This is a genomic window from Legionella spiritensis (genome assembly GCF_900186965.1).
GTDB classification, from domain to species: domain Bacteria; phylum Pseudomonadota; class Gammaproteobacteria; order Legionellales; family Legionellaceae; genus Legionella_C; species Legionella_C spiritensis.
This window is the reverse complement of sequence record NZ_LT906457.1, coordinates 2038261-2059295: the sequence shown is the minus strand read 5'-3', so window position 1 is coordinate 2059295 and position 21035 is coordinate 2038261. Positions and strand designations below refer to the sequence as shown.

Sequence of the window (21035 nt, the reverse complement as noted above, 5' to 3'; positions counted from 1 at the left end):
ACCCTCTCATCCTTACCATGACGTCCCTTAGGTTTTGGAAGCAACGTTTCTAAACGACACCATATCTCATCGTCAATGACCATCCGTGACAAGCCCTCTCCCCAACCCTCATCCCGCGAAAAAACATCATCCTGTTACTCAAATTCCTGGCGCGGGAGAGGGGGCAGATCGAGGTAATCTGAATTTGATCACAAAAACATAGGCGCTTCCATTTTTTGTGCAAAAAAATGCCGAGATTTCTCAGGACGTAGCCGTAATGTGGAATTATGATAGTAAGGCATCAAACCCCGCAATACGGCCGCAGGCCTCCTTGCGGGCTACAACTAATACTCCGTTAAAAATGTTTGATTTTAAATCGTTCGCCGCTCTGGTACCGATGCCATTATTTTGCAATCTGTCGTTGCGGTTGGGGCCGACTTTACTGTGAAGAGGCTTGAGGTTGTTTTTTGTTACCATAGCGTTGCTGGTAGCGCTGGTGTGCGTATTTCGCCTGATCTTCCGTGACCACATCCACTTCGTTACCATACAGATCAACGCGGGCGGTATCCGGTTTTTGGCATTTCAAATAGGCCGGAGAGGAACTGTAGTAACTTAAGGCCTCCCTTAATGATTTCTTACTGAAAGGCGGTGTATCCAGACGCTCGTAAAAATCAACGATTTCATCAAATATTCCGATTTGCAGAGGCTTAATCTGGTTAGCCTTCTTAAAAAACGCATTGGGAAAATATTCTATTAACCAGTCAATAATTTGCAGTTTGTCTTTTTTTGTACTGTTAATCTGTTGGTTCATGAGCAAACTCTGGGTAAGTAAAAATCCATTTAAACTATCATAACTGTTTTATTTGGCAAGACGATTTATTGTGTATGACAGGGCAAAGTATGATTTTCCCCGCTGTGTATTATGTTGAAATTGTGAAAACCCGGGTAATTATAACGCCTGTTTCGTCTTTATTTACTTGTCAGGTTGTAAGAAATATCTCAATCTGATTTGAGAATAGGGTGGATTGTCAGAAAGAAATCATCGTTATTTTCATATAATATTATGAATATTATAATAATTTTTATTTTTTTGTTTTTTTATTGTTGATATTAGTCAGGAAAAGGCATCTTGCGTAGGTTGTGAACAATTGCTACATTTTACTTAAGACTTCAATGGACGGAAGTCAATTCAGATGGATTCTGAGATTATAAGGACATAATGGTAAACATGGATGGTTTTCAGGGCTGGACGTCCTGATTTTAGGAAGACTGCGAAAGCCAGGGCATGCCCTGGCTTTACTCGTTTAAGCAAGGACAAATCCGGAATGGGTTAAATAATATTTATCAGGGTAATAGGCAAATACGACAGAGCCGCCCTTGATGGTATTGATTACAGGTTTGGCAAGCGTTCTGGCAATGGACGGGCATCCCCAGCTTCGTCCGGCACGTCCCGCGCGTTTAATGAACGCAGGTTCAACGTACCATGCGCCATGAATAACAACACGTCGGTTATAGGCGTTGTCATTAAATCCTTTTTCCAGGCCTTGCAGATTCAGGGAAAGTCCTTTGGAGCCAAAATAAGTGTCTCTGGTGACGTAAGTACCGAGGCTGCTTTCCTTGCTGGATGATTTATTGGAAAAATGATGGGGAACATCCGTGCCGGAATTTCTGCCATGCGCTACGTAAGTGTTGTATAGCAGGCGTTCTTTACGAAGATCAAATACCCACATTCGTTGCTTGTAAGAGGGTAGGGAATAATCAATAACGGTGAGTACCGGTTTTTTAACTGCGCCCCTCGCTGAAGCCTTGTTGTAAGCGTTTAAGGCCAGTTTCAATACTTTTTTATTAAGTTCAGGCGCTTTTTGACTTAAATGTAATAGTCTATGGCTGGTCGTCGGGCTTGCTATTTTTGTTGTTGGTAATGCGCTGGACGGTAGACTGCTTGAAAATAAGATAGTCGAAATTATGGTAAACAAATAATTCATAATGCTCCTTTTTTTTCTAATTAACGCATAAAACCTTATGGTCAAAAGGCTGTTGATTATATTTACAACAGATGCAAATGTAAACTTTTTAGATCATCAGTTTCTCAATTGGTTGAATAATTAATCAATTCAAGGGCTTAAAAAAATCAGAGCAACTCTATGTGATTAAATATTAATCAATTAGTTTAAATTCTCGACGCAAATAAAGGTAGTCGCATTCGTTTTTAGAGCAATATTTATTCAAATAGTTCTGAATTAGATCTAAAAAACGGGGTATCCGGGGTTTAAAGGCGATAGAAAGCAGTCCTTTTACTAGAGAAAGCCTGTTACATACGGAACAGTTCTTTCCATTTACAACCGTAAAAAATTTTGTTCATGGAACCTAATAGATGACACCTTTGACATTCTACTTTATTATCGCTTCATATTTTTAACTGATTGCCGTGGAGGAAAGATGCTGGAGCGATATTCTTCAAAATTATCGCAGGATGCTCGTAGCTCTATTAATAATGCTTATCGTCAGGATGAATTAACCACAGTAAGCGAACTCATTATGAAGGCCGCCATCTCTGATGATCAGGTAGACGCTATAAAAAATGAGGCGACTCGTCTGGTAGAGCAGGTGCGTTTTGAGCGAAAAAACAGTACGGGGATAGACTCTTTTTTAACGGAATATTCCTTATCCAGCGATGAAGGTATCGCATTGATGTGTCTGGCTGAAGCGTTATTGCGAGTACCCGACAACGCGACGATAAACAGCTTGATTAAGGACAAGCTGAGTGCCGCGGACTGGAAATCGCATCGTGGTCAAAGCAGTTCCTTTTTTGTCAATGCAACGACCTGGGCGTTGATGCTGACCGGGCGGGTACTGAATCCGGAAACGGCCGAATCTGCTTTGAGTAAAGCAATGATGAAGCTGGTTAATCGCAGCGGCGAAGGTGTGGTGCGCAAGGCGGTCGATAAAGCCATGCGCATTATGAGTAAACAGTTTGTAATGGGACGTACAATCGACGAAGCCCTGACAAGAGCCAGGAAAAAAGAAAAAATCGGATACACCTATTCTTATGACATGCTGGGTGAGGCCGCTCTGACCAAAACGGATGCCGCCCGTTATTTTCTGGCCTACAAGGAAGCGATAGAAACGATTGGATCCCGATCCGATAAAGAGTTGACCGTTTATCAACGTCCCGGTATTTCAATCAAATTATCCGCCTTGCATCCGCGTTATCAGGAATCACAGCGAGACAGGGTGCTGGATGAGTTGCCGCCGAAGCTTTTAACACTGGCGCAACTGGCAAAACAATATGATATTGCCCTGACCATCGATGCGGAAGAATCCGAGCGTCTGGAATTGTCGCTGGATGTGATTGAAAGGGTATTCTGTGATGACAGTCTGAGTGGGTGGCAGGGATTTGGGATGGCGGTGCAATCCTATCAAAAAAGAGCGTTTTATCTGCTGGACTGGATTGCTGATTTGGCCAGAAGTAAACAGCGCCGCATGATGGTTCGCCTTATTAAGGGCGCCTATTGGGATAGTGAAATTAAAAAAACCCAGATGCAGGGGTTGGCGGAGTATCCGGTGTTTACCCGCAAGGTTTTTACGGATGTCTCATTTCAGGCGTGCGCCAAAAAATTATTGACCATGACGGATGCCGTTTATCCGCAATTTGCAACACATAACGCGTATTCCGTAGCCATGATTCTGAATCTGGTGGGTGATTACCGTGATTTTGAATTTCAGTGTCTGCATGGTATGGGCAATGAATTGTACGAACAGGTTGTTCCGGCGGAGCGTCTGGGTATACCCTGCCGTATTTATGCTCCGGTAGGCAGCCATGAGGATTTGTTGCCCTATCTGGTGCGAAGATTACTGGAAAATGGCGCCAACTCATCCTTTGTCAATAGAATTGTTGATGAAAAGGCGCCAATCAGCACGCTGGTAGAAGATCCGGTCAGTAAAGCGAATCATCTGTTAGGAAAAATGAATCGGAATATTCCATTGCCATCGGCCATTTTTTCATCCGACAGAAAGAATTCGTCAGGTTTTGATCTGACGGATCGGAAAGAGGTGGCTAATCTGCAACAGCAATATGCTGAAATGGATTTGTCGCATTGGCAGGCGAAACCCATAATAGCCGGACGTGAGGGTGGACGGGTTGATCGCAGCGTGACGTCGCCGCAAAATACGGCCCAGTCGGTAGGCCGGGTCAGTGATGCGACCAATGATGATATTGAATGGGCTCTTGCCAGGGGAGAACAGGCATTTGCAGCCTGGAGTAACAAACCGGTAACGGAACGGGCAGCCTGTGTGGAGCGGTTTGCCGATTTATTGGAAGAAAATCTTGCAACCTTACTTGCCATGGCGTGTCTGGAAGCAGGAAAAACATGGAATGACGGTATAGCGGAAGTCAGGGAGGCGGTTGATTTCTGTCGCTACTATGCCATGATGGCCGTAAAACTGATGGGCAAACCCATACGCCTGCACGGTTATACCGGTGAATTAAATGAGCTTGGTTTGCATGGTCGCGGCCTGGCGCTTTGCATCAGCCCATGGAATTTTCCATTGGCTATTTTCACCGGCCAGATTGTGGCGGCACTGGTTACCGGAAATTGCGTGATTGCCAAACCGGCGGAACAAACGCCGATTATTGCGACGTTTGCGGTGCAGTTAATGCATCAGGCCGGGATCCCCGACGCGGTTATTCAGTTGTTAACCGGCAACGGCGAATCGGTCGGTGCGCCTCTTGTGGCGGATAGACGTATTAAAGCCGTGTTATTTACCGGTTCTACCCAAACAGCAAACAGGATTAACCAGACTCTGGCCACCCGCGGCGGTGAAATTATACCTTTAATTGCGGAGACGGGTGGTCAAAACGCTATGATCGTTGATTCTTCCGCTCTCCTTGAGCAAGTGACGGTTGATGTGCTGACTTCCGCGTTCGGCAGCGCAGGCCAGCGTTGCTCGGCCTTGCGGGTACTTTATATTCAGGATGAGATTTACCCGCGTATGATTGAATTATTGCAAGGCGCCATGGCGGAATTAAGAGTCGGTGATCCCCGCTGGCTGGCGACGGACGTGGGGCCTGTTATTGATCAGGACGCCCTGTCAGTTTTGAAGTCTCATGTGAGCGTTATGGAACAGAAGCATGAGATTTTATACCAGAGCCGTTTATCCGATGATGAGTGTGATTCCGGTTATTTCATGCCTCCAACCGCTATTGCGATAGATTCGATTCGATCTCTGGAACGTGAAGTGTTTGGGCCGATATTGCATGTCATACGTTACAAGCGTAAGGATTTGGATCAAATCATTCATGAAATAAATCAAACCGGTTATGGTTTGACACTGGGTATTCATAGCAGGATTAACAGTATGGTGGAGTATATCCGCCAACGCGTCCATGTCGGGAACTGTTATGTCAATCGTAATATGACCGGAGCGGTGGTAGGGCTTCAGCCTTTTGGAGGAGAGGGGCTGTCCGGCACCGGGCCGAAAGCCGGAGGGCCGCATTATCTGCTCAGATTGTGCCATGAACGCACGTACACGGTGGATACTACGGCAGCCGGTGGCAATGCGAGTCTGATGTCTCTGCCGGAAGAAGGGTATTAATTGAGCAATCTAAGCCCGGCTGTGAGTGCCGGGCTATCTCTGCCGAGCGGGTATTGTTTTCCATGTGCCGGGGAGTATCAGCGATTTGTTCAACCAGGAATTCCTGATTCAAATTCAGGATTTCCTGATATAAGTCTGCAAAATTATTATCGTGTTTCAGTATTGCCGGAATGATACTTAAGTAATCGCCACGTTGATATTCATTAAACCGTAAAGTACCTTTTTTGCTGCCCATGATAAATGTTTCATCAATTGAATGCCCTCCAAATCCTACCGTATATAACGACATGATAAAGGAATACAAAGAACGTGCTTCCTGCGACAACTCAGTTTGAGCGGCTAAAGCCAAATACATGGCAGTCATTCCGGAAGGGCCGCACAGTTGGGGCATGGAATATGTATAGGAACCTGAAGAAGTAAAATCACCTAGAGTGGTTATAGAAAATATATAACCACCAACTTCATGCTCCGGCACTTTATTTATTAATAATTCTCGATGTGTTTTACTCAGTGTATTGTAGGCATAGGGCGGGAGATAACCTATATTTCTTGATAAAAAATCACCCACGATATACAAAGGTCGGTTTTTTCTTACATTCCGCAAAAACCAGTCATCTCGTAAAGTTACTGTATCACCAAGCATCCTCTTTAAATCGATATGGGGTTCCCAATCGTTTTTTATTGCTCCTTCACCGTGAGGGCTTAGTTGGCCTTTGCCCATAAAAAAAGTAAGGTAGGCACGGCAAATAGCCAGTTTTTTAAAAAACGTGTCTGGATCCTCGCTTTGCAAATCCATAATCATCTGGTGAAAAAACGTTGCGGGTTCTTGCGTCACATTGTGATACAAGGAAGGCAAGGCATGTTTCTGGATAAACGTGTTATACATCTCTTCACAAAGAAAGCGGTGCTCTTTATTCTTGTTTCCGCCGGTTTGCATGTAATATTGCCATACTTTGGTCAATCCCGGAATCATCACAGCAAAAACCTGATTTAACAAAGGAATGTATAATTGTCTGTATTTAAAAAATATTGCGGCCAATAATGCTTCATAAAGCGCTTTATCTTTAGGGTTGAAAAAGCAATCGTGATAAGGTGGAGTTACATTCTTTACAGCAGAAAAAAAGGTTGTACTTGAATGAGTATGGATGTCGTCTGTGCTGGTTGGCTGTGGAAGTGGTTTTTTGTGCGACAAACCCCAGAATGAATTTCGCCGTTTTAAAACAGGCAGCATTAATTTTTTTTGCTTTTGCATAATGAGCAAAACGGTTGATTATATTTTCTATGAAAAATAGAACTATAATTTTCAAATTTCTAAAATGCAATATAAATCACATATGGTGTCGCCGTTGCAAAAATTGCAATGCACAGAACCTGGGTTCCGTGAACCTAATGCTTTTTGGCAAATTTCCACGGCAGCACCACGAACAGAACCAGACCGCCAATCAGAAAAAATTCAAAAAATACGATATTTTCAACAGGAATTTGCGTCGGCGGGATAAATCCTATCCCCATGGCGGCAAGACAACACAGGGAACCGGCGCCAGCTACCAGCCATAAGACGATTTTTCCGCCGGGTATCATAAAACTGCGCGGTTTATCGGGTTGGCTGTAGCGTAATTTGATCACTGCAGCGAACATAAAGAGATAGACCATTAAAGCCATTTGCGCACACAAGTCACTTAACAGCCAATAGGCGGCATTGATGGAATCAAACAGAATAAAAACACTGCTCAGTAAGGTAAAGATGATACCTTGTGTCATTAATATGGCGACAGGCGCGCCGAACCGATTTATTTTTCCGAAGACGGCGGGTAAGGAGCCGTCCTGAGCGGAAACCAGCAGTCCTTTGGTTGGGCCGATAATCCAGGCGGAAACGCCGCTTAAGCCACCGATAATGATCATGAGAGCAATGATACCCGTCATCCAGGACAGGTTATAATTCTTGAAAAAGGAGGCATAAGCGTCTATCAAGCCTGAGACCACGCTCAATTGCCCATTGGGCACAACGATAACGATGGCTAATGAGCTCAAGACAAGGGTGAAGAAAATAATAAGCGTGGAGTACAAAATAGCGCGGGGGTAATCCCGTTGTGGATTTTTAACGTCACCGGCGTGTACGGCCGACATTTCCATTCCCAAAAGACCAAATAATACCGCTGAAAACAAGGATAAATTCCCCAATGAGCTGAAATCAGGCAGCCAGGAGGTGTTCGCATCGACGGCAACAGGCCTGCCTTGAATAATCCAGATGGCACCTAATAAAATAATGCCCAGCATAGGCAGTATGGTGCCTAAAATAGCGCCAATCGTGCTGACGATACTGGATACGCGCATGCCTAAACAGTTGAGCAGGGTAAAAACCCAGAATAAACCGAACGACGAACCCAGAAGATAAAATTTATTGTTGGCGAGATCAGGGGCGAACAGATAGGAAAACGTTGCGGCAATAAATGCCAGAATGGTAGGGTACCAGACCACATTATAAATCCATTGCAGCCAGATGGTTATAAAACCGGCACGTCTGCCAAACGCCTCGCGAACCCAGACGTAAAGTCCGCCTGTGTTGGGATAGGCTGTGGCCAGTTCTGCCGCAACCAGGGCGACCGGGATAAAAAAAGCAAAGGCGGCAACCATATAATAAGAGACTAACGGTAGCCCGAGTTTGGCGCTGATGGGTAGCGTGCGAAGACTGTCAACGGCGATGACGTTAATCATGACCAAAGAAAAAACAGACAAAACTTTTTTTGATTGGTTCATGAAAAATCCTTAGTGAGCAATATCAAGAGCATGGCAGGTCAGCTTTTTTGATAGGTAGGACGCCATTGTTCACCAGTCTGCACCCGAATGCTTTGCGGAATCTAGCAGTTTAACCATATAAAATCAATGAAAAATAAAGCAGTCGGCAAGTCCCGGAGAAAGGCTTGCCCGGAAATGTGGTCATTTTTGGGTTCCGTGAACCAATTTTTCTTCGCACCATTTTTTGCGAAAAAACAGTAGCCCGTAAGGAGGCCTGCGGCCGTATTGCGGGTTTCATGTGCCAATTAGGAACGTTATCCCGCATTACAGCGAAGCCTTCATGACGGGCTACAGGCAATTATCATTTGTTGTGCAACAATAATTGCCTTGTTTCCGATCGGAAAAAAATTGGTTCACAGAAGCCAGGCATTTAAATAATTATCAGGTGTCCGGCTATCCGAGCATTTGACGAAGCACATACTGCAATATGCCGCCGTGGCGATAATATTCCAGTTCGTTAGCCGTATCAATGCGGCAGAGAACTTTAACGGTGCTCTCATCACCGCCTGCTCGACGGATAACCATGGACAATTCCGCCCCTGGTTTCAACGAGTCGTCTACCGCGATACTGATTTGTTCGCTACCGTCCAGCTTGAGCGTTTTTCGGGTCACCCCTTCCTTGAACTGTAACGGCAGAATGCCCATGCCAATCAGATTGGAGCGGTGAATTCGTTCAAAGCTTTCAGTGATGACCGCCTTGACACCTAGAAGGTTTGTTCCCTTGGCTGCCCAGTCACGGGAGGAACCGGTACCGTATTCCTTGCCTGCGATGACCACAAGCTGTTGCTGCTTGTCCTGGTAGAGCATGGCCGCATCATAGATTGGCATGACTTTTCCGCTGGGAATATGACGTGTCATGCCGCCTTCAATCTCCGGAGTCATTTCGTTACGAATGCGGATATTGGCAAAGGTGCCTCTCATCATCACTTCATGATTCCCGCGACGTGAACCGTAGGAGTTGAAATCAGCTTCCTTGACGCCCTTGGATTTCAGATAAAGACCGGCCGGTGAATTGGCTTTGATGGAGCCGGCCGGAGAAATGTGATCGGTTGTTATTGAATCACCGAGCAAGGCCAGTACGTAAGCGTTGCTGATGGGTTTCATCGCTTGCGGCTGGCGTGTCAGGTTTTCAAAAAATGGCGGGTGCTGGATATACGTGGAATCAGGGTTCCAGTCGTAAGTAATGCCGCTGCCGGTTTTAATGGCCTGCCAGTGTTCGTCTCCCTGAAAGACTTCGGCGTATTCCTTACGGAACATGGAACCAGTTACCTTGGCCACTTCAATCGCCACTTCGTCGTTAGACGGCCAGATATCTTTCAGGTAGACGTTATTGCCGTCTTTGTCCTTGCCGATGGGATCGTTACTTAAGTCTACGGTGGTCGTTCCGACCAGGGCATAGGCAACGACCAACGGTGGCGAGGCGAGCCAGTTGGCACGAACCTGGGGATGAACCCGGCCTTCAAAATTACGGTTACCGGACAATACCGAACAAACAACCAGATCATGATCAGATACGGCGGCGGCAATCGGATCGGGAAGCGGGCCTGAATTGCCGATACAGGTGGTACAGCCGTAACCCACCAGGTTGAACCCGAGCTGATCCAGGTAAGTTTGCAATCCGGCGTATTTCAAATAATCGGTGACTACCTTGGAACCAGGGGCCAGAGACGACTTCACCCATGGTTTGCGGGTCAACCCCTTTTCAACGGCTTTTTTGGCCACCAGTCCCGCCGCCATGAGTACGCTGGGGTTAGAGGTATTGGTACAACTGGTAATGGCTGCGATGACGACATGGCCATGTTGCATGGCATAGTTTTCATGCTTGACCGGAAAGGATTTTGTTTTTTCGGCCTCTTTACCGGATTGCTGCATAAATGTGTCAAATTCCCGGGGCAAGGTAGTTAAATTAACCTTATCCTGCGGTCGTTTGGGGCCGGCGAGGGAGGGTTCCACGGAGGTCAGATCCAGGGCCAGGGTATCTGTAAAGACAGGATCCGGTGAGTCGGATTCATACCACATGCCTTGTGCCTTGCAATACGCCTCCACCAGCGCGATGGTTTGTTCGTCACGGCCGGTTAAGGTCAGATAACGGATGGTTTCCCTGTCAACAGGGAAAAAGCCGCAGGTTGCACCGTATTCCGGCGCCATATTGGAGATGGTCGCACGATCGGCCAAGGGTAGATCAGTCAGTCCCGGGCCATAGAATTCCACAAATTTACCTACCACCCCTTTTTTACGCAACATTTGCGTTACCGTGAGCACCAAATCGGTTGCGGTAATCCCTTCACGCAGTTTGCCGGTTAATTTAAAACCAATCACTTCCGGAATAAGCATGGATATGGGTTGGCCAAGCATGGCTGCTTCCGCCTCAATGCCGCCGACTCCCCAGCCCAGAATCCCGAGTCCGTTGATCATGGTCGTATGGGAGTCCGTGCCGACGAGCGTGTCGGGGTAGGCGTAGCGCTTGCCGTCCTGTTCGCTGTGCCAGACGGTCTTGCCCAGGTATTCCAGGTTCACCTGATGGCATATGCCGGTACCGGGTGGTACAACCTGAAAATTGGCAAACGCTTTTTGTCCCCAACGTAGAAATTCGTAGCGCTCCCTGTTACGGGTGATTTCAATTTCGGTGTTAATTTCCAGGGAGTCCGGACTGCCAAATTTATCAACCATGACGGAGTGATCGATAACCAGATCAACCGGAGATAAAGGCGAAATTTTCCTGGCGTCTCCACCCAGTTTTTCCAGTGCGTCGCGCATGGCGGCCAAATCCACAACGGCGGGTACCCCTGTGAAATCCTGCATCAGGACACGAGCGGGGCGGTAGGCGATTTCATGTTGGGAAGATTTGGTGGTCAGCCAGTCTGAAAGCGCCTTGATGTCGTTGGTTTTGACCGTGTTGCCGTCTTCAAAACGTAATAAATTTTCAAACAACACTTTCAGGGAATAGGGCAGGCGGCTTATACCGCTGAAGTGATTTTTTTCCGCTTCCCTAAGGCTGTAGTAATGATAGGTTTTATCACCAACCTGTAACTCACGTTGTGTTGAAAGACTGTCTTGACCTAATCTCATGCAAGCACTCCTGCGTTCAAAAGTGCTAATCATAGCCGAAAAAGAACAATTTTTCATGGTTCATGAACCACGACGGAAAATTATTTTTAACAGATGTTATGCTTTGATCTAACTGGTCAAAAAAACCACCTGCAAAAATTACAGCCCCAGGTTCTGTGAACAAAAATTTTCTTCGCACCATTTTTTGCGAAAAAACAGTAGCCCGTAAGGAGGCCTGCGGCCGTATTGCGGGTTTGATGTGCCACTTATGAACGTTTTCCCGCATTACGGCTTCGCCTTCATGACGGGCTACAAGACATTATTAGTTGTTGCGCAACAATAGTTGCCTTGTTTTCGATCGGAAAAAATTGGTTCACAGAGCCTGGTCACAAAACCTTAATCATTAGCAAAGGATCGGAGAATTGCCTGTTGGCATATCTTCCATGACCTCCATGCCGCAAGTTGTTTTCATGGGATTGATGACGGTTTCAAGTTCCTGAAACAGCGTCTTTTCCTCTTTCTGAATCGCTGATTCGTTAGGTCTTGTTTCCGCATAGTGGTAATACAGACTGGGGGCGGCAAACGTTGCTCCGATAGTCAGGATTATGATAGCCGCCAGGGGATTGAAAAGGAGAGCAAAGCCACCAATAGTCATCATGACTACACTGGCTGTCAAGATACCTGTGGCAATATCGTCGTAGATGGTATGGGAATAATCGCCGTCCGGGCCTCCGGTCGCGATATAATCCGATGAGTCAAAGTAACTCTCTATATAGTCTGAACATTGTTGCGGTCTGAGAAGGCAGTACTCTACGGTTTTAGCGAACTCGTAGTAACCGGCCGTAAACGCTTGTCTGGATGATTCGCCGTCAAGACGCGCTATCTGGGATTCAAAGGCAGCCTCGCGTTCGTTCAACAACAGCAAAAGAGAATGAAAGTGTTCGTGTTCCTGGTATGGAGTCAAGCGTTTGTTTTTCACCCTGGCCATTATTTTTCGCGCATTTTCAATGGATTGTTGTTTGGCGCGTTGTTCGGATTGAAAAAAAGTAATCATGATTTAACTCCCTTAAAAACAATTGTGTTCAAGGCTAGCATGGTCAAAATGTTCCCAGAAGACCAACGTGGCCAGTTTTACTTCAATGTAATAATTGTTAACAATTAATTGATAAGTGCACAGAATCCAACATTCTGGTATGTTTTTTGCAGAATCCTGACTAATATCACTAGGCCGGATAAAGGAACTTTCATGATCGATTTAAGCCTCTTAACGTTAAAAAATCCGATCATCAATGCGGAAGAGCCTGTTACGGTGTCCGGTGACGGCGAGAGTGAACCCGTACTGGAGAGTGATTCGTTTCTCGAAATGATTTCAGCATTACTGACTGACAAGGAAGTAAAAAAGCCAGTTGAGGATTTGTCCACCGCAAACAACACCGCTGAAAAGCCTGATAGTAATTCCGAAGCGGATTCCGATAAGCAATATGTTATTGCGCCTTTCCTGCTTGTTGAAACACCGGTTACGCCGGTGTCTGATGAAGATATGTTGACTTCGCAACAGTCCGAAATAATCCCGGCGCAACCGGATGCTTTTGTATTGACCAAAGACGTTGTCACGCAGGATGCTCAATATCTTGATGACATGATTCGGGATGACGAATTACCAGACGCGTCGACTAACCAGTCGTCCTCAAATCGGGTGCGAGGCGCGGATATTGCCGTTATCCGGCAATTGACTAAAACAGAGGCCGCTATGGAGGCACCACAGAAGGAGATAAAAATTCCGGAGCATGTGACGGACGACGATCAAATCAACACGGATAAAAAAACGACCGGACTCATTGATTTTGACCGTGCCTACGGGAAAATCAACCGTTTTGATTCGGATATGAAACAACGTGACGATAGGTTGAATATCATTGAGGGCGTTACTGAGAATAATAATGGTAATCAGGAACAACACGAGCCTGTCTCATCTGTAAATTCGTTTACCAGCGGGTTGCGTGCGTCGGAGATGTCTTTACATAATCCGCCGGCTAAAAACATGGAATTACCCGCTCATGTGTTCAAACCGGAATGGAGCGAGCAATTTAACCAACAGATTGTCTGGCTTGGCCAACAGAAAATTAACAGTGCGCATATCAGGCTTAATCCCCAGGATTTCGGGCCACTGGAAGTCAATATCAGCATTAATAAAGAAGACGCGTCGTTATCCATCGCCACGCATAGTACGCATGTCCGTGATTTGATAGAGCAGGCGATTCCTCGCCTCAAAGACATGTTGGCGGAGCAAGGTGTGAATCTGACGGAGGTTACTATTGAATCCAGCGATCATCGACAACGTCAGTCGGCCAATCAGGATTCTTCATCCCCAACCCTGGAACAGTCCGGGCCGGATTCCGACGCAGTGTCGTCTCAGGAGCCTGTTCCGATTAAAAAAACAAACGGACTTATTGATTATTTTGCGTGAACAGCAGGGTAGTACCATTTCCATTTAGTTTTGACAGGTTGGCTTGCACAGAATGTTTGTCTTTTTGTCATCCCCGCGAAGGCGGGGATCCATACTGAATCAAGCACTGAGCCACATCAGGAATGGTTTCCCGCCTTCGCGGGAATGACAGTTAACCTGGCAAAATTAAATGGAAACAGTAGTAGTTCCTGTTGTTTTTCTCCCTGCTCTGTTGGGTTTTCCTTCACTGGAAACAAGAAGGCTTGACGCGGGGTAAAATAAATTGAATAGTGAGGTCTGGAATAAATTTGCAAAGGGTGTTTGGGATGGTTGCGACAGGTAATAATGTTTTTTTGGCCTGGCTTAAAAAGCATGAAAAATTAAATAAGGAAGATTCTTTTCCGTTAACATGGGACACCATGATTGCCGACCCCTCTATGCAAAAGGCCATTGCCGGAAGCAGTAAGGCGCGTATTTTGTACAGTTATGTGGAAAACGCCATCGCTCGTGATCATGCCACGTTAATAGATAGAAAACTCAGGGAGGCTATTGAGGGCTTTGGTTATGAAGATTATGTCAACACCGAAGGTTTTGCCAAAGCAAACAAGAGAACTGCAAAACAGCAGCAGTATGCTGCTGTGTATGGGGTTTTAGAGTGGTACATCAAAAACGATATTCTGCAACATACCAACAGGGATTCCCGGTTAAATGCGTTTCGCCGCTGGATAACCGTCGCGGAACTGTTACTGAAGCGGCATAATTACGACGGTGCGGCTCTGGTTGGTTTTTACCTTGTCGCGCTGAATACCGATTTGAAATGTGATAATGAGCTTCCTGCCGCCTGTAAGAAAAAATACGATGATCTCTTAACGCTGATATCGCCATGCGGCAATTACAAAATGTTAAATCAACGCATGGCTGCTTATAAACATCCCGATGATCTAATGCCCATGTTTCTGGTATCAAGACAAATCACACCGCTAAATGACGTTTTAGGCGAGGAAGCTAATCGTGATATAAACGATGTAAGGCCGAAAGAGAAGTTATACAGGTGCCATAAATCAAGACATGAACTCATCAAAAAATTCATCAGGAAGGAAAGCAATAAGGATTTCTCCTTGCCGGAGCATTTGAATAAGACATTTCATCGAGCACAATACTATTGGAAAACATCGTCCAAGGTGGAGATTCCCGCTGCTGCCTGTGGCCGTCAGGATTCGTCCAATTCGGTGAAATCCCTTAAAAACAGTGTTTTTTCCCTGTTCAGGATAAACACGCAGGTAGCTGATCGTCCAGTGACTTCTTCGCAATTATATAGCAAGGGGTTGCTGCCTTCGTTTTGGTCCAGGGGCGGCCGCAGCCCCGAGAATTATTGGGACAGGATGTTTTCAATAGACAGCCAAAATAAAATTTTGCCTTAGGTTCACAGAGCCCGGGTTCTGTGTACAAAAATATCCTGCCACCATTTTTTTTACAAAAAAGCAGTAGCCCGTAAGGAGGCCTGCGGCCGTATTGCGGGTTTCATGCCTCCCAATATTGTGGCATGAGTCAGATGAGTGCCTAAGTGAACATTATCCCGCATTACGTCTTCGCCTTCATGACGGGCTACAGGAAATATTACAAAAAAGGGACAAATCACACACCTTTTTACAGCCGTAATTAATTTGGTGCACAGAACCTAGTAACAACGTCTTACGCAGCGTACGACAACGCCATTCCAGCGGTTCACCAGGCATCGCCGCTGACAACGCAGGCCATGACGATAATACACTCGCCCTCCGGTCCAGTAATACCTGGAACGATATCGCGGGCCATAATAGATGTAACCACGGGGACGGTACCCATAGCCGTAATAATACGCATACTGGTTAGGTGCCGCCGTTTGCAAAACGGAACGTTGTAATTCCGAACGATTTTCTCCGGCATTCACCTGGTTGCTAAAGCAGAGCGTTATCAAAAAGAGAATGGATGAGAGAAAAACAGGCAGACTTTTAAACTCACAAACGCCTTGTTTGTCCATAATTTCTTCCTTATGTCAGGCCACCATAATAAATTATAGACAATAATAAATACAAATTGCATAAAAATAATACTAAAAGGTCGTTTCAAATGATAGAAGATGGTTACCGGATATATCAAAGTCCTAACTTGCAATACAATAGCTTTTTATTACGATTTCAGTTAATTCGTGATTATTACTGGTGAGGTAAAAGACGGTTATGATAAATTTTCAGGGGTTGGACGTAAACGAATTTCTGACTCACTATTGGCAGAAAAAGCCTCTGGTTATTCGCAAAGCCATTCCGGCTTTTGTCAGTCCGATCAACGGCGATGAACTGGCTGGCCTGGCGTTGGAGGACGAAGTGGAAAGTCGTCTGGTGATGTATGTGGCGGATAAAAAACCATTCTGGCATTTAAAGCGCGGCCCATTCAATGAGGATGATTTTAAAACATTGCCCGCGACGCACTGGACCCTGCTTGTTCAGGGGGTTGATCGTTTTATTCCGGAGGTCGCGTCGCTGCTTGATCATTTTGATTTCATACCGCAATGGCGTGTGGACGATGTGATGGTAAGTTACGCGGTTGAGCAAGGGGGCGTCGGTCCTCATTACGACCATTACGATGTGTTTCTGTTTCAGGCCCAAGGCCGTAGAAAGTGGTCATTAACGTCGCGACATTGTAATCCTGACAATTATCTGCCGGATGTGACTTTACGGATTATGGATAATTTTCTGGTGGAAGAAGAATTTATCCTTGAAGAAGGAGATATGCTTTATCTGCCACCCCATATCGGTCATAACGGCGTTTCCCTGTCGCCGGACTGTATCACCTATTCATTTGGTTATCGCAGCTATCCGGCCCGGGAACTATGGGAGGGTTTCGGAGAATATCTGGCGGAACATCACATCAGGCATCTTTATCAGGATCCTTGCTGGGCCGGGATGAAAGGTGCGTCGGAAATACCTGTTCAAGCCATTGACCAGGCTAAAAATACGTTACTGACCTTACTCTCGGACGATAAAAAATTGCGGGAATGGTTCGGGTGTTTTGTGACCCGGCTTGATGAGCAAGCCGAGCAGTTATTGTCGCTTGAGGAAGAAGGTTCGGCCGATATGGAACAATTCGTTATGCAATTGCACAAAAGTAAGGGTTTCATTCGTAATTCCCTTTGCCGTTTTGCCTATCAACAGAGTGACACCTCGCCCAACGTAATTTTGTTTGTTAACGGCCAATGCCGGGATTCGGTCGGTGCCGATAGGGAATTGGTACGGTTGGTGGCTGATCATCGGTTCGTGACGAAAACGCAATTAGCGCCGTTTCTTGACCACCAGGAAAATCGGTTATTTTTATTTAAATTATGGCAGTCGCAATGGATCTTTTTTCAGGAATCCTCCTTGAAAAATAAATGATACTAACCGGGATGGTCTTGCAAGATAAGCGATTTTTAACCGGTTAGTTCCGGGAGATGGGGAATGGTGTGGCGTGGCAGGAGCAGCCAGTAATGACCGTCATTTTTCATTTTTCCGGCAATATTCGTGGCGTTTTGTCCAGCGCCCCAAAAGACGTCTCCCCGCACGATACCTTTAATAGCTCCCCCGGTATCCTGGGCAATCATCAGACGTCGCAAGGATTGTTTATCCTGATGCTGCTCATCGGGTCTTGTCGTGTTCAGCCAAAGGGGAGCGCCTAACGGGATCCATTTTCTGTCTATGGCAAGGGAATAGCCCGGTGTTAAGGCGACGCCTTGTGCGCCCAGAGCGGCGGATTGTTTTAAAATTCTGAAAAAGACGAACGATTTATTTTGATTGATGACGGTTTCTATTTCTTCCGGGTGTTCTTCAAGATAAGCCCTGATGGTTTGCATGGATGTCGTTTTTCGAGTCATGGCGCCCCGTTTAATCAAAACGCTGCCAATCGGGGTGTAGGCGGCACCGTTTTCGCCGGCATAGCCAAGGTAAAGGCGGCGGCCATCCGGTAACTGCACGACACCGGATCCCTGAATTTCAAGGAATAATCGATCAATAGGGCTCTTGACCCAAACCAGGACTTCGGCATGATTTAAAATGGCGCCCTGGTTAATTTGTTTTCTGGTATGGTAGGGAACAAGTTGATTGCCCTTGAGTCGTCCTGTTAGCCGCCTGTGTTGATAGTCCTGGCCAAACTCATCTAAATTGACGCTGACAAGATTATCGGGTAGCGCGTAAATCGGTACGTTATACTCATTGGTTTTGACTATACTGCCCTGCAGCAACGGCATGTAATAGCCGGTAAAAAGTCCTTTGACCGTGCGATTGTCCCTGAATTCAACCGGCGTAAACCAGGTCTGGAAATAGGATCTGGCCGATTCGTCGGTTATGGAATCCATGGCCAGAGCGGCTTTGCAAGCCGGTTGCCAGTCTCTGACCTTTAAGGGGATCTTGTGACTGCCTGCCTGGTTGTCCGGGTTTTGCCGCATGAACGTTCGGCAGGAGATTTTGAACGCCTGCAAGGATTTTTTTAAGTCGGCTTCTTTCCAGCCAGGAAGCTGCTTAAACAAAATCGGATGCAACTTGACAGGTTCAGGCCTGGCAAACCATAGTGACAGACCGACCAGCAAGATGGCCAGACCGAAAATGATGTAGATGCGTTTTGATTTCATGATTGCGTAAATATTACACCAAATGAAATTTATTGCAACAATTTTGCGGCGTTTCCCTCGTGCGCGACCAAAAAGGTATCCGGTGATTTGAGGTACACAACTCGTAATAAATACTTACACAATAAAAAAACAAGTAGAATTCAAACTAATTTAATAGTATAATAATTGATCTTATTGGTGTCACAATAGTATGGGTCGAAATGAGAAAAAAAACCGAATTCAATGATCTTCTTGATAATTTTGGGAGTCCTGGAAATATCAGCGAGGATATTGTCGCCTTTGCGCTTCATCTTAAAGGGTTACGCCGGCAACAAATAGAAAAGCCGTTTCACGCGTTTGCGATGAACAGCAATGAAATTGATCAGCTTGATGAAATTATACGTACCATTATACAGTGTAATACAAACGATGTTCGCTTCCAGATCGCTTTTTCCAAATTGAATCCTGTTCTGAATCACTGGTCTTTTCTGGAGTTTGCCTTCAAGGCTGACGAAGACAAACCCAAACTTGATATTTTAATTTGCGATCCGTTAGGAATTCAAAAATCGTTTGTTCTGGCGATGGCGCTAAGCAATATCATCAAATTCGGGGAATTGAGTCATTTTTGTGAGCTTACCGTGTATTTGCCCGTTGAAACGTTGCAGGAAAGGGGCAGGGGATGCGCTTATTTTGCCCTGGATAACATTAGCATGTTATCTAATCAAGACGAATACCAGGATTTGTATACCTATATGCAGGCTCATCGCTGTATGAATAGTGAGCAGCGAATCCAATCAGAACTTGAAAATACTATGGAAAATATGAAAGATGTCTATGAAGACGATCCGGTTGAGTCAAAAAGGATTTTCAATTTTCGGGTGGTGGCTGGCTCCCTGCCTGTTCGGCTATTGCGGACGATGCAATCGCAGAAAAATCTGGAGAAATTAGCCGATAGCCAGAACGGTAATGATATTGTGAACAAAAAGCAGGAAACATTGTCCAAATCGCTTGGTAAATATTGCTTTGTTGTTGAAGCTCGGGATCATTCGCAACACAAGCGAAACCAGAGAGTTAATGAGAAAATGGAAAAAATGAGGAAGGATGCCGAAATTTCTTTATCGGGTACGTTGTCAGACAGTTCGGTAAACCAGACTACATTGAGTTTTCAGCAAGGGGCGCAGGCAAGGAGGCTGGATGGTTTGGCTGAATGGGTTAATGAGGTTCTGGATTTGGCGGCCTCGGAAGATGAGATTGGCTATAATTGCTAGTACTACTGTGGTAAGTTCTGAGTCTGTAAAATTTTCTGTGTAACTAGCCATTCCATTATTCAGTAACTCTATCACCGAATTCGATCATAAACCGATTCATAGCTGGCTTCCAGTTGTGGATCGGCATTGTCCATTTCCGAGCAATTCGTTCAATCGCAAGATAGAGCAATTTAAAAACTGATTCGTCAGATGGGAACATTCTTTTATTTTTAATTACCTTTCGCAAAGTCATATTCAACGATTCGATGGCATTTGTCGTATATATGGCTCGACGGATGTCAGCTGGATAATCAAAAAATGGGGTAATACGTATCCAGTCTCTGCGCCATGAGGAGCTTATGGATGGGTATTGGTCGTCCCATTTCTCAGAAAATGCTTCCAGCGCCATTTCAGCCTCAATGAGTGTTTTGGCACTGTAGATTGTTTTTAAATCAGCAGCAAGGATTTTACGGTCTTTCCAGCTGACATAAGCCAATGAATTTCGAATTTTGTGTACAATGCAAAGCTGAACTTTAGCGTGTGGATATACTGTTTCAATGGCTTCTGGAAATCCAGTAAGTCCATCAACACACGCAATAAATATTTCATCCAGGCCACGATTTTTTATATCTGTCAGTACGTTTAGCCAAAATTTTGCGCCTTCATTTTGGCTAATCCACATGCCCAGAAGTTCTTTGTAGCCATCTGTATTAACACCCAATGCCAAATAGACGGATTTGTTAATAATACCTTTGTCAGTCTTTACTTTAACGACAATACAATCCAAATAAACAATGGGGAAGCAACTATCCAGAGGCCTTGCCTGCCAGGCACGTACATCTGATAAAACCGCGTCTGTCACGCTTGAAATCAATGTGGGTGATATGGTTGTACCATAGATTTCTTCAAGCTCGCTTTGGATGTCGCGTGTACTTAAACCTCGGGCATAAAATGAAATGATTTTTTCATCAAGACCATCAAAGCGGGTAGCGTATTTAGGGATAATATGAGGTTCAAATGTGCCTGTTCGGTCACGTGGCACCGCAATTTCCATTTCGCCTTCATTAACCTGAATAGTCTTCTTGCTGTACCCATTACGACTGTTGCTCTTGCGTTCAACAGCCTTGGCATGCTTGTCATAGCCTAAATGATGCGTAAGTTCTCCGGATAGCGCAGCCTCTAAGCCTCGACGCTTTAGCTGTTTAAAAAACTCAGTGAAGTCTTCTTGCGTTTTACACGTCTTGGCTATTTCCTTGGCCAATTCATCTATATCATGAGTCATAGTTTGTCTCTTCTTCAATGCCTG

14 protein-coding genes are annotated in these 21035 nt (G+C 45.4%); 5 read left to right on the top strand and 9 right to left on the bottom strand.

Annotated elements, in window-relative coordinates; genetic code table 11:
- Positions 1–418: 418 nt before the first annotated feature.
- Together CKW05_RS09235 and CKW05_RS09230 are read right to left on the bottom strand one after the other, a co-directional pair.
- Complete coding sequence (locus tag CKW05_RS09235; protein ID WP_058482733.1) at positions 419–790, bottom strand: ProQ/FINO family protein; 372 nt, start codon at positions 788–790, stop codon at positions 419–421.
- A 493-nt stretch (positions 791–1283) separates the two neighbouring features.
- Complete coding sequence (locus tag CKW05_RS09230; protein ID WP_058482732.1) at positions 1284–1964, bottom strand: murein L,D-transpeptidase catalytic domain family protein; 681 nt, start codon at positions 1962–1964, stop codon at positions 1284–1286.
- A gap of 454 nt (positions 1965–2418) precedes the next feature.
- On the opposite strand from CKW05_RS09230, the gene putA reads away from it, so the two are divergent.
- Positions 2419–5574 (top strand): bifunctional proline dehydrogenase/L-glutamate gamma-semialdehyde dehydrogenase PutA, encoded by a 3156-nt coding sequence (gene putA / locus CKW05_RS09225; RefSeq protein WP_058482731.1) that lies wholly within the window; start codon positions 2419–2421, stop codon positions 5572–5574.
- Here putA and CKW05_RS09220 read toward each other — a convergent pair.
- The 4 genes from CKW05_RS09220 to CKW05_RS09195 form a co-directional block, all read right to left on the bottom strand.
- Complete coding sequence (locus CKW05_RS09220) at positions 5519–6826, bottom strand: hypothetical protein (RefSeq protein ID WP_058482730.1); 1308 nt, start codon at positions 6824–6826, stop codon at positions 5519–5521. The genes putA and CKW05_RS09220 overlap by 56 nt on opposite strands.
- Positions 6827–6960: 134 nt before the next feature.
- Complete coding sequence (locus CKW05_RS09215) at positions 6961–8331, bottom strand: APC family permease (RefSeq protein ID WP_058482729.1); 1371 nt, start codon at positions 8329–8331, stop codon at positions 6961–6963.
- A gap of 432 nt (positions 8332–8763) precedes the next feature.
- A complete protein-coding gene (gene acnA, locus CKW05_RS09205) occupies positions 8764–11439 on the bottom strand; it encodes an aconitate hydratase AcnA (RefSeq protein WP_058482727.1) in 2676 nt (891 codons plus the stop codon).
- A gap of 382 nt (positions 11440–11821) precedes the next feature.
- Entirely contained in the window at positions 11822–12472 is a 651-nt protein-coding gene (locus tag CKW05_RS09195) for a lpg1689 family Dot/Icm T4SS effector (protein ID WP_058482720.1), read from the bottom strand.
- A gap of 192 nt (positions 12473–12664) precedes the next feature.
- Between CKW05_RS09195 and CKW05_RS09190 the strand changes: the two genes are divergently transcribed.
- Both CKW05_RS09190 and CKW05_RS09185 read left to right on the top strand, forming a co-directional pair.
- Entirely contained in the window at positions 12665–13885 is a 1221-nt protein-coding gene (locus tag CKW05_RS09190) for a flagellar hook-length control protein FliK (protein WP_058482721.1), read from the top strand.
- 305 nt (positions 13886–14190) lie between these two features.
- Positions 14191–15285: a RasGEF domain-containing protein gene (locus CKW05_RS09185; protein ID WP_058482722.1), complete on the top strand. Its 1095-nt coding sequence runs from the start codon at positions 14191–14193 to the stop codon at positions 15283–15285.
- Between the two features lie 257 nt (positions 15286–15542).
- Here the strand turns inward: CKW05_RS09185 and CKW05_RS09180 are convergent, their stop codons facing one another.
- Entirely contained in the window at positions 15543–15884 is a 342-nt protein-coding gene (locus CKW05_RS09180; protein WP_058482723.1) for a hypothetical protein, read from the bottom strand.
- A gap of 199 nt (positions 15885–16083) precedes the next feature.
- Between CKW05_RS09180 and CKW05_RS09175 the strand changes: the two genes are divergently transcribed.
- Positions 16084–17274, top strand: coding sequence for a cupin domain-containing protein (locus tag CKW05_RS09175; RefSeq protein WP_058482724.1), 1191 nt, complete (start codon positions 16084–16086; stop codon positions 17272–17274).
- A 35-nt stretch (positions 17275–17309) separates the two neighbouring features.
- Here CKW05_RS09175 and mltA read toward each other — a convergent pair whose 3' ends face one another.
- Entirely contained in the window at positions 17310–18503 is a 1194-nt protein-coding gene (gene mltA / locus CKW05_RS09170) for a murein transglycosylase A (RefSeq protein ID WP_058482725.1), read from the bottom strand.
- Between the two features lie 200 nt (positions 18504–18703).
- On the opposite strand from mltA, the gene CKW05_RS09165 reads away from it, so the two are divergent.
- A complete protein-coding gene (locus tag CKW05_RS09165) occupies positions 18704–19750 on the top strand; it encodes a hypothetical protein (protein WP_058482726.1) in 1047 nt (348 codons plus the stop codon).
- A 55-nt stretch (positions 19751–19805) separates the two neighbouring features.
- Here CKW05_RS09165 and CKW05_RS09160 read toward each other — a convergent pair whose 3' ends face one another.
- Positions 19806–21011: an IS256 family transposase gene (locus CKW05_RS09160; RefSeq protein WP_095140585.1), complete on the bottom strand. Its 1206-nt coding sequence runs from the start codon at positions 21009–21011 to the stop codon at positions 19806–19808.
- Between the last annotated feature and the right edge of the window lie 24 nt (positions 21012–21035).